Raw genomic sequence first — 8720 nt, 5'->3', positions numbered from 1 at the left:
TATCTATATTGATGTAAAGAAACTCAAAGAAATAGAATTGCTTTGTAAAAGAAAAAATATTTGTTTTATTGTTGATGAAATTCAAACTGGATTTGGAGTTACGGGGGATTACTGGTATTCGCAAAAAATTGACTTAAACCCTGATATTATTACTTTTGGTAAAAAATCGCAGATATGTGGTGTTATGGTTAATGATAAATATTCTGAAGCAATTAGGAGTCCATTTAGAAAGCTCGAAGTAACATTTGATGGAGAATTGATTGATGCAGTCCGTGCTGAATATATTCTTGATGCGATTGAAAAAGATTTATTATTGGAAAACGTTATTGAAAAGTCCAAAACTCTAAGGGCTGAACTATCAAATATGTTTGATAATTATCGCAGTGTTGGACATTTGGTTGCTTTCGATTTTTCAGAAAAGAGGAAAAGAGATAATTTTGTAAACAAATCCTATTCAAATTTTCTTCTTGTAAATCCAACCAGTGAGAAATCTGTTCGACTAAGACCAAATCTTGCTTTTTCCGATAATGAATTGGATGAATTATTGGATAAAATTAAAAAATAATAAGATTCAGAGATTTGATAATGAAAATAAAAGTATTAATGTATTTCACATCAATATCCTTTACCAAATATTCGGAAGCAAAATAAGTAGCTATATTGAAATCTTCTATATGTCTTTTGGTAGTTTTATAACGTTGTAAAGTTCTAGCGGTATAATCCTTACCAACTAGTTTTGCCATTTTTATGTTATGCTCTTCAAATACTTCAAGAATATGTTTTCTCGTATCATCTTTCCCTAAATAACGATTCCGAATTTTCATGGCTGTAATAACCTGTTGCTTATCCATCATTTCCTGATAAGCCCGATATACATTCTTTTTAATCATGTCTAGATTCCTATTCACTTCTTTGCTAGCGGGAGAGCTCCCCATTAATTTATTGGCTTTGGCATTCCATTTCTCTAAACTGACCTTTAAAAAGGTGCTTAATTCGGCACGCTCACCACTATAAGTAATGCGTAAATAAATAGTTCCTAGCTCTGAATCTTGAGCTTTGCTTTTTCTGATATAAAATAATATGGATAATAAATCTTGCATAGGTTACACCTTTTTCTTTTCAAAGATAATTGGTTGTATCCAAATTTAAAAATCATAAACAATTGATTTTTAGTATTTTAACATCTATTCGGGCGCACCTATAGAAACACCCCAAGTGTCTCCGAATGATGCACATTTTAGTTGATTTTAATTGAATTTAAATGAATATAGGGAATTAAAAAACCCTGTAAAATCTGATGTTTTACAGGGTTTTAATGTCATTTAATATGTTAAAAGTACTCGAGGTGGGAATCGAACCCACACTCCCGAAAGAACTGGATTTTGAATCCAGCGCGTCTACCAATTCCGCCACTCGAGCTTGTGGACGGCAAAAATATAAAAAAAATGTAACCGCAACTTATAATTTGCAGAAAATATAGGGAAAGACACTTCCGAACTTGACATAAAACTCAATTAGTCTTATCAACCGCGTAACTAACTAAATACTAGTGTTTTGTAATATTCAGAAAATTTTTATTACCGATGTTAAAGCAATTAAATTTTGACATACATTCGCCCGATTTTAAATTATATCACATAAAATGAAAAAACAATTTTTTGGTGCTTTAGCACTTGCTCTTATGGTTGCAACCATCTCTTGTACAGACAAGAAAGAAGATTCTACTGAAACTTCTATCTCTCCGGTAGCAACTCCGGTAGATGCTGAAGCTTCTCTAGATCAGGATTCTGAGACTACATCTGAAATGATGAGCTCTGAAACTGCGATGGATACTACTGTAACTCCTGAAGCAACTTCTGAAGTTCCACAAATCTAAGAATATTACTTCCGAAGATTAGAGCCCTGTTTACAGGGCTTTTTTATTTTTCATCACTTCCTGAATTTCAGATTCAAATCAGACTTTTCTATTTTCTGAGATAATTAACAGCTTTCATAATATTCAACCCTGAACATTGTATCGCAATAAACTCTTTCAGACGTTATAATATAAGAAGCTAGCATAAGCCGACTAAGACCTAAGGATGATACTTCAAGTCCTGGAACCACACCAGAAAGGCTTAGGTTCATCTTTGCAATTTTATTAATAAGTCGTATTTTCGAGGCCCTATAACTTCGTTTTATGTCACAATTTTGGGTTTATTTCGAGCTTGGTTTAGATCACGTTTTAGATTGGCAGGCTTATGACCATGTTCTTTTTATAGTTGTCCTGGTAGCATCTTATGGTTTTACGACCTGGAAACGAGTGCTAGGCCTGGTAACTTTATTTACTGTTGGACATACTCTCGCATTGTTTCTTTCGGTTTACAAGATCCTTAAAGTAGATCCCAATTACGTAGAATTTTTAATTCCGGTTACAATTCTCGCTACGGCAATTTTCGATATTGCCACTGCCGGTAAAAAAGTTCGGAATACAAATTACAACCTTCTCTATTTTACAACTGCGTTTTTCGGACTCGTCCATGGACTTGGTTTTTCTTCCTATTTTAAAATGATCGCTTCCGGTACTAGCAATAAATTCTGGCCATTAGTAGAGTTCGCGCTTGGAATCGAAGCTGCACAAATACTGGTAGTGCTGGCCGTGATGATCATTGGATTTGTTTGTCAGAACCTATTAAAAGTCTCTAAAAGGGACTGGATCATAGTTACTGCTTCTATCGTGATTGGAGTCATTTTACCAATTCTGCAGGAAACCTATCTCGCATTGTAGATTTAAACACTACGAATCATAAAGTTTCGCAATAATCTTTTAATTTGCAGGTAATTAATAATGCATTGCAAAGAGCTAGTGAATACCTATGAATCAGCAAAAACAACTCAAATTTGATCGGGCATATCTTCGTATCGCCCGGGAATGGAGCAAATTATCACATTGTAATAGAAAACAGGTTGGCGCGTTAATAGTTAAGGACAGAATGATCATTTCTGATGGCTACAATGGTACGCCAAGTGGATTTGAGAACTTTTGTGAAGATGATGAAGGCTACACGAAATGGTATGTCCTGCACGCTGAAGCAAACGCGATCCTGAAGGTAGCTGGTTCCACGCAGAGCTGTAAAGATGCCACTTTGTACATTACGATGTCACCTTGCAAAGATTGTAGTAAGCTTATACATCAATCCGGGATTAAACGCCTGGTTTATCAAATTGATTATAAAGACAATGCCGGGCTGGACTTTCTTCGGAAAGCTGGCGTGGAGCTGGAGCAGATCACTGAACTGGAAGAAAATTGAAGAAAAGAAATAAAATATATACCCCTTTACTTTTAAGTATCGCATGTGCTGCGGGATTGGTCCTGGGTGCGAGACTTAATTTTGATACCGGCGATGAATTATTCTCTGCCAATCCAAAAAAGCAGAAATTAAATCGCCTTATCGATTATATAGATTATGAGTATGTCGATGATGTAAACACAGATAGCATCGTAGATATTACTGTCAATAAAATTCTTGAAAACCTGGATCCGCATTCGGTATATATCCCGAAGGATGAGTATGCGAAAGTCAGCGAGAATATGAAAGGTGATTTCGTTGGAATTGGCGTTAGCTTTTACCAGGTGAACGATACAATCGTTGTCATACAGGCCCTTGAAGGTGGCCCCAGTGCAAAGATTGGGATTCGCGGCGGAGACCGAATATTATATGCTAACGGGAAAGCTCTTTTTAAAAGTGATGTGACAGAGGACTCCGTCATCGCACAACTAAAGGGAAAGGAAAACTCAAAAGTTGCTTTAAAAGTTCTTCGGAAGGGAAGCGACGAGTTGCTTACATTCAATGTGAGAAGAGGTATTGTGCCTATAAAAAGTGTCGATGCCAGTTATATGCTTACCAAAAAGCTTGGCTACATAAAGATCGATCGATTTTCTGAAACTACTTATGAAGAATTCAGTGAAGCGATACAGGAATTAAAAGCAGCTGGCGCTACACAAATCGCATTAGATTTAAGAGACAACCCTGGTGGATACCTTTCTGAAGCGATCAATATAGCCGACGAATTTATCAAGGACGACAAGCTCATTCTATTCACCAAGAATAAAAGTGGTTCCATTGAAGAAACCTTTGCTCAGAGAAAAGGTGAATTTGAAAACGGGAAAGTTTTTGTTCTTATCAATGAAAATTCAGCTTCCGCCAGTGAAGTGGTAGCCGGAGCCCTACAGGATAATGATGTAGGAACTATCATTGGGCGTCGCTCCTATGGAAAAGGTTTGGTACAACGCGAAATGGAACTGGGTGACGGTAGCGCTGTAAGACTTACCATTGCGAGATATTATACTCCTACAGGAAGATCTATTCAGAAACCATATGATAATGGCAATGAGTCCTACTTCAATGACTATATGGAAAGATATGAAAATGGAGAATTAAGCAGCAGGGATTCTATCGTTACCAATGACAGTCTGCGTTATATCACTCCTGGTGGAAAAGTCGTTTATGGTGGCGGAGGGATCATCCCGGATATATTTGTTCCAAAAGATACGAACCTGGAAAAGGAAAAGCTCACCTTACTTTTAAGAGGTGGTTACATGAGCCGATTTATATTCGATCTTCTTGAAAAGGATCGGACATTTTACAACAGTATTACCAGGAAAAATTACCGCGAAAAGATCGAAATCACAGATAAGATCATATATGATTTTAATCGCTATCTAAAATATCAGAACATTGGTTTAGGAAATGTTAGTGCAGAGCGTAAGCCTATTTTAAAGAAATATTTAAAGGCTGAAATTGCACAGCAACTATTTGGCACTAATGTATTTGAACGGTATTTAAATGAAGATGATCGATTAATCGAGAAAATAATCCAGTTGTCGATGGAAAAATAATATTTTAGGTCGCTCATGAATGAATTCCTGGAATACCTTTCAGCGATCTGGCCGCTTACCCCGTTACTGCTATTTATACTTGCAGTAACTTTCCGACTATTAGATAACAGCACTTCACTATTTCTACAAAAAGATATACTTGTGAATCATTCTAATGTTTCAAGGGGATTAATGCGTGACGCCATGAAACACAATGAGGATGAACGCTTTAAGAGCAAGCTTAAAACCGCACTTATCTTTAGGAATCTGCATCACGGGCTTATGATCCTTGCCGCAATTACACTTCCAATAAGTTTAATCCTGTTCTTTCTACGCTAGCTTATCATGGATTTTGCTATGCTCACCGTTATTCCACTCAGTTAGAATATCGGTAGCAACCGCTGCACCACTGCCCGCAGCTATTGAATATTGACTACGCCAGCCTGCTAAAGTTCCAGCTACATAGAGACCCTTAGTTACCAGATGATCAACATTCTGTAACTGTATTCGCTTTTTTTCTGCTTTTGCTTTTTTATGCGGAACGACATATTCCTCCACTCCTTCAATTCGCATAGGACTCGTATAACCAGTAGCGATCACGATCCTTTCTGAAGTGTACACATTTTTGTTTGTAGTGAGCTGAAATCCTTTAGATAGAGCCAAAATCTCTTTTGCTTTCTCCTTCGGAATAAGTTCTACATCTGGATAAAGTTTCTCTAAATGCAGGATACTTTTCTCAAGGAGTTCCTTACCATTGGTTCCGGGAGCTATTCCGAAGGCATTATTGAGCAAAGCCGAGTTTAGGTGAGAGTTCCTGTGATGTAACAAAATACCTACTTTTCGATTTAAAGCGTAAGGCTTCTCGAGAGCAGAACCAAGCACCAGTGCACAGGAAATTCCTGCTACTCCAGCCCCAACAATTAGTACATCATAATGGAAATTACCCATGTTTTCTTGAAATCGTTCTGGATACCAGAAGGATCGACATCAATATGATCACACAAAGACTTGCAAGAATAACGATAAGCGCATTTGCACTATCACCTTCAAGAAGAGCATTGAGATCAAGTGAACTTACGCTCACTCCAATAAATACAATAGCTAGGAAAATGATGAAATAAATAAAATACTTCATTAGAATAAATTCTGAATATTTGCGGCGAAAAGCTTCACGGCGATAGCAAGTAAGATCACACCAAAGACTTTTCTAATTACATTAATACCCTGAGATCCAAGAATCCTCTCGATACGTCCGGAAGATTTAAGAACCAGGTATACAAATATAATATTGAATATGATAGCGACAATGATATTTATTGTTTCATATTCTGCCTGCAAAGAGACCAAAGTAGTCATCGTACCAGCTCCAGCAACTAACGGGAAGGCCAATGGCACTATAGATGCAGATTCCGGAGCATCATCTTTATATAGACTAATTCCCAGGATCATTTCCAAAGCCAGGAAAAATAAGATAAACGAACCGGCAACGGCAAAAGAGTTCACATCAATTCCAATCAAATTCAGGATCTCTTTACCCAGGAAGAGAAAGATTACCATAAGACAACCGGCAACGATCGATGCTTTTTCACTCTGTATGTGACCTACTTTTTTGCGCAGACCTATAATGATAGGAATACTTCCTACGATATCTATTACCGCAAAAAGAATCATCCCAGCGGTGAATATTTGCTTGAGGTCCAATACTTTAAACATAACCTAAATCTTTAAAAATAAGCGGCAAAAGTAATTCAAGATTTCTGATTGACAATCGATGAGATTATTAATTTTCTATAAATTTTGGAAGGCTTTTTTTTAGGTCTGTAAAAGGATAGAATTATCTTTGCAGCATGTTTCAATTAGGTAAGACTTTAGTTTCTGAAGAGATCATCAAGAATGATTTTTTGTGTAATCTATCTGCGTGCAAAGGCGCATGCTGTATAGATGGTGAGGCCGGTGCTCCGGTAGAGCCAGAAGAACGTGAGATCATGGAAAGGATCTATCCCAAAGTGAAGCAATATCTTCGTCCTGAAGGTATAGAAGCCATCGAACGCCAGGGTGTATATATCACCCGCGAAAATGGTGAAATTGAAACTCCTCTAATTAATGATGCAGATTGTGCTTACGTAACCTTTGATGAAAAGGGCACAGCACTGTGCGGAATTGAAGAAGCTTACAACCAGGGCGATATCGACTGGAAAAAACCTGTAAGCTGCCATTTATACCCGGTTAGAATCCAGGAATACACTTCATTTTCTGCAGTGAACTATCATCGCTGGGAAATTTGTGATGATGCCTGCAGTCTCGGAGCAGAACTACAGGTGCCCATTTACAAATTTGTTAAAGAGGCTCTGGTTAGAAAATTTGGCGAAGAATGGTATCAGGAATTAACTGTGATCGCAGATGAGATTCAGAAAAAATAGATCACCGGATTCCCCTTTTTAGCGTTTCTGAAATTTATCTATGCTGTTAACAATTCTCTATTTTGTTTAATCTTTTACGCCCAATCTTTTTCAAAAATTGATCTTGAGGAATTGTTCTTACCTTGAATAAGATGAATTTATAACCAATTCCTATCGTTTTCTACAGCTCAAAATCATTAAACAAAGCCCCCAGAAACGCTCTATATTGATGGTTTTCTTTAATAAGCATTAACACTTTATAGTTTTCTGTATACCAATGTTTTAGTTCGTTATTTTAACAATTATCTAAGAATAATAGCACTTCACTGTTGAAAACTTTGTTGAAAAGGTTCCACCCTATTTCCGCTTTTATATCTCTGATTTTTAAATCTTTGTTAGAGAACGAAAGAACAAAAATTACCGATATACTTAAAACCTCCCATTTATGTCTCAAATAGAACCAATTTTACAGGAAAACAAAGATCGATTTGTGATCTTTCCGATCAAACATAATGATATTTGGGACTGGTATAAAAAAATGGAAGCTTGCTTCTGGACTGCGGAAGAAATTGATCTTCACCAGGATTTAACCGACTGGTCCAATAAATTGAACGCCGATGAGCGTTACTTTATAAAACATATCCTCGCATTTTTCGCTGCTTCAGATGGTATTGTAAATGAAAACCTTGCTGAAAATTTCGTGAACGAAGTACAATACTCTGAAGCCAAGTTTTTCTACGGTTTCCAGATCATGATGGAAAACATTCATTCTGAAACCTATTCGCTTTTAATTGATACCTACGTTAAGGATGAAAAGGAAAAGAATCAGCTTTTTACAGCTATCGAAGTTTTCCCGGCTATCAAGAAAAAAGCGGACTGGGCACTAAACTGGATCGAATCAGATTCTTTTGCTGAAAGACTGATCGCTTTTGCTGCGGTAGAAGGTATCTTCTTTAGCGGAGCCTTCTGCTCTATATTCTGGTTAAAGAAACGCGGACTCATGCCTGGACTTACGTTCTCCAACGAATTGATCTCCAGGGACGAAGGAATGCATTGTGATTTCGCAGTACATCTGCATAACAATCACCTTGTAAATAAGGTTCCGAAGGAAAAAATACGCAAGATCATCATTGATGCTCTTAACATTGAACGTGAATTTGTAACTGAATCACTTCCAGTGAGCCTGATTGGGATGAATGCAAAATTAATGACCCAGTATCTTGAATTTGTAACAGACCGACTTCTGGTAGAACTGGAATGTGAGAAAGAATTTAATGTTACGAATCCATTCGATTTTATGGACATGATCAACCTTCAGGGAAAAACGAACTTTTTCGAGAAAAGAGTGAGCGAATACCAGAAGGCAGGAGTGATGAATAAGGATAAAGAATCAGATGAAATCAGCTTTGATGCCGATTTCTAAAGTCCAACTGCGCTGCGCCCCCAATGCAGCGCTTGTTGAG

At 37.2% G+C, this 8720-nt stretch carries 12 protein-coding genes and 1 tRNA gene; 8 read left to right on the top strand and 5 right to left on the bottom strand.

Annotated elements, in window-relative coordinates; translation table 11 throughout:
• Nucleotides 1–565: aminotransferase class III-fold pyridoxal phosphate-dependent enzyme (locus QZ620_RS06350; RefSeq protein ID WP_295180128.1), on the top strand; the 565-nt coding region annotated here is incomplete at its 5' end.
• Here the strand turns inward: QZ620_RS06350 and QZ620_RS06345 are convergent.
• Entirely contained in the window at nucleotides 555–1100 is a 546-nt protein-coding gene (locus QZ620_RS06345; RefSeq protein ID WP_295180126.1) for an Arm DNA-binding domain-containing protein, read from the bottom strand. The two genes, QZ620_RS06350 and QZ620_RS06345, sit on opposite strands and share 11 nt — an antisense overlap.
• 237 nt (nucleotides 1101–1337) lie before the next feature.
• Nucleotides 1338–1419: transfer RNA gene (locus QZ620_RS06340), tRNA-Leu, on the bottom strand.
• Between the two features lie 223 nt (nucleotides 1420–1642).
• Between QZ620_RS06340 and QZ620_RS06335 the strand changes: the two genes are divergently transcribed.
• From QZ620_RS06335 to QZ620_RS06315, 5 genes are all read left to right on the top strand, one after another.
• Nucleotides 1643–1876, top strand: coding sequence for a hypothetical protein (locus QZ620_RS06335; RefSeq protein ID WP_295180124.1), 234 nt, complete (start codon nucleotides 1643–1645; stop codon nucleotides 1874–1876).
• A gap of 303 nt (nucleotides 1877–2179) precedes the next feature.
• The gene (locus tag QZ620_RS06330; protein WP_295180122.1) at nucleotides 2180–2767 is read left to right on the top strand and encodes a HupE/UreJ family protein; all 588 of its coding nucleotides are present in this window, start codon (nucleotides 2180–2182) and stop codon (nucleotides 2765–2767) included.
• An 88-nt stretch (nucleotides 2768–2855) separates the two neighbouring features.
• Nucleotides 2856–3290 carry a dCMP deaminase family protein gene (locus QZ620_RS06325; RefSeq protein ID WP_141876213.1) on the top strand — a complete coding sequence of 145 codons (435 nt, stop codon included), beginning with the start codon at nucleotides 2856–2858 and terminating at the stop codon, nucleotides 3288–3290.
• Nucleotides 3287–4879, top strand: coding sequence for a S41 family peptidase (locus QZ620_RS06320; protein ID WP_295180120.1), 1593 nt, complete (start codon nucleotides 3287–3289; stop codon nucleotides 4877–4879). The genes QZ620_RS06325 and QZ620_RS06320 overlap by 4 nt, the downstream gene beginning before the upstream one ends.
• A gap of 15 nt (nucleotides 4880–4894) precedes the next feature.
• Nucleotides 4895–5197: a hypothetical protein gene (locus QZ620_RS06315; protein WP_141876215.1), complete on the top strand. Its 303-nt coding sequence runs from the start codon at nucleotides 4895–4897 to the stop codon at nucleotides 5195–5197.
• Here QZ620_RS06315 and QZ620_RS06310 read toward each other — a convergent pair.
• The 3 genes from QZ620_RS06310 to QZ620_RS06300 are packed head-to-tail and all read right to left on the bottom strand — an operon-like array spanning nucleotide 5189 to nucleotide 6571.
• Nucleotides 5189–5806 carry an FAD-dependent oxidoreductase gene (locus tag QZ620_RS06310; protein WP_295180117.1) on the bottom strand — a complete coding sequence of 206 codons (618 nt, stop codon included), beginning with the start codon at nucleotides 5804–5806 and terminating at the stop codon, nucleotides 5189–5191. The two genes, QZ620_RS06315 and QZ620_RS06310, sit on opposite strands and share 9 nt — an antisense overlap.
• Nucleotides 5799–5993, bottom strand: coding sequence for a hypothetical protein (locus QZ620_RS06305; RefSeq protein ID WP_295180115.1), 195 nt, complete (start codon nucleotides 5991–5993; stop codon nucleotides 5799–5801). Before QZ620_RS06305 ends, QZ620_RS06310 begins: the two co-directional genes overlap by 8 nt.
• Nucleotides 5993–6571 carry a MarC family protein gene (locus QZ620_RS06300; protein ID WP_295180113.1) on the bottom strand — a complete coding sequence of 193 codons (579 nt, stop codon included), beginning with the start codon at nucleotides 6569–6571 and terminating at the stop codon, nucleotides 5993–5995. Before QZ620_RS06300 ends, QZ620_RS06305 begins: the two co-directional genes overlap by 1 nt.
• 134 nt (nucleotides 6572–6705) lie before the next feature.
• On the opposite strand from QZ620_RS06300, the gene QZ620_RS06295 reads away from it, so the two are divergent.
• Together QZ620_RS06295 and QZ620_RS06290 are read left to right on the top strand one after the other, a co-directional pair.
• Complete coding sequence (locus QZ620_RS06295; RefSeq protein ID WP_141876219.1) at nucleotides 6706–7278, top strand: DUF3109 family protein; 573 nt, start codon at nucleotides 6706–6708, stop codon at nucleotides 7276–7278.
• 424 nt (nucleotides 7279–7702) lie between these two features.
• Nucleotides 7703–8680: a ribonucleotide-diphosphate reductase subunit beta gene (locus tag QZ620_RS06290; protein ID WP_141876220.1), complete on the top strand. Its 978-nt coding sequence runs from the start codon at nucleotides 7703–7705 to the stop codon at nucleotides 8678–8680.
• Nucleotides 8681–8720: the final 40 nt, after the last annotated feature.

Origin of the sequence: uncultured Christiangramia sp., from assembly GCF_913046405.1 — a bacterium.
In the GTDB taxonomy this organism is placed as follows: Bacteria; Bacteroidota; Bacteroidia; order Flavobacteriales; family Flavobacteriaceae; genus Christiangramia; species Christiangramia marina.
Note: the sequence above shows the minus strand (reverse complement) of the source record. Positions and strands in the feature narration are given on the sequence as shown.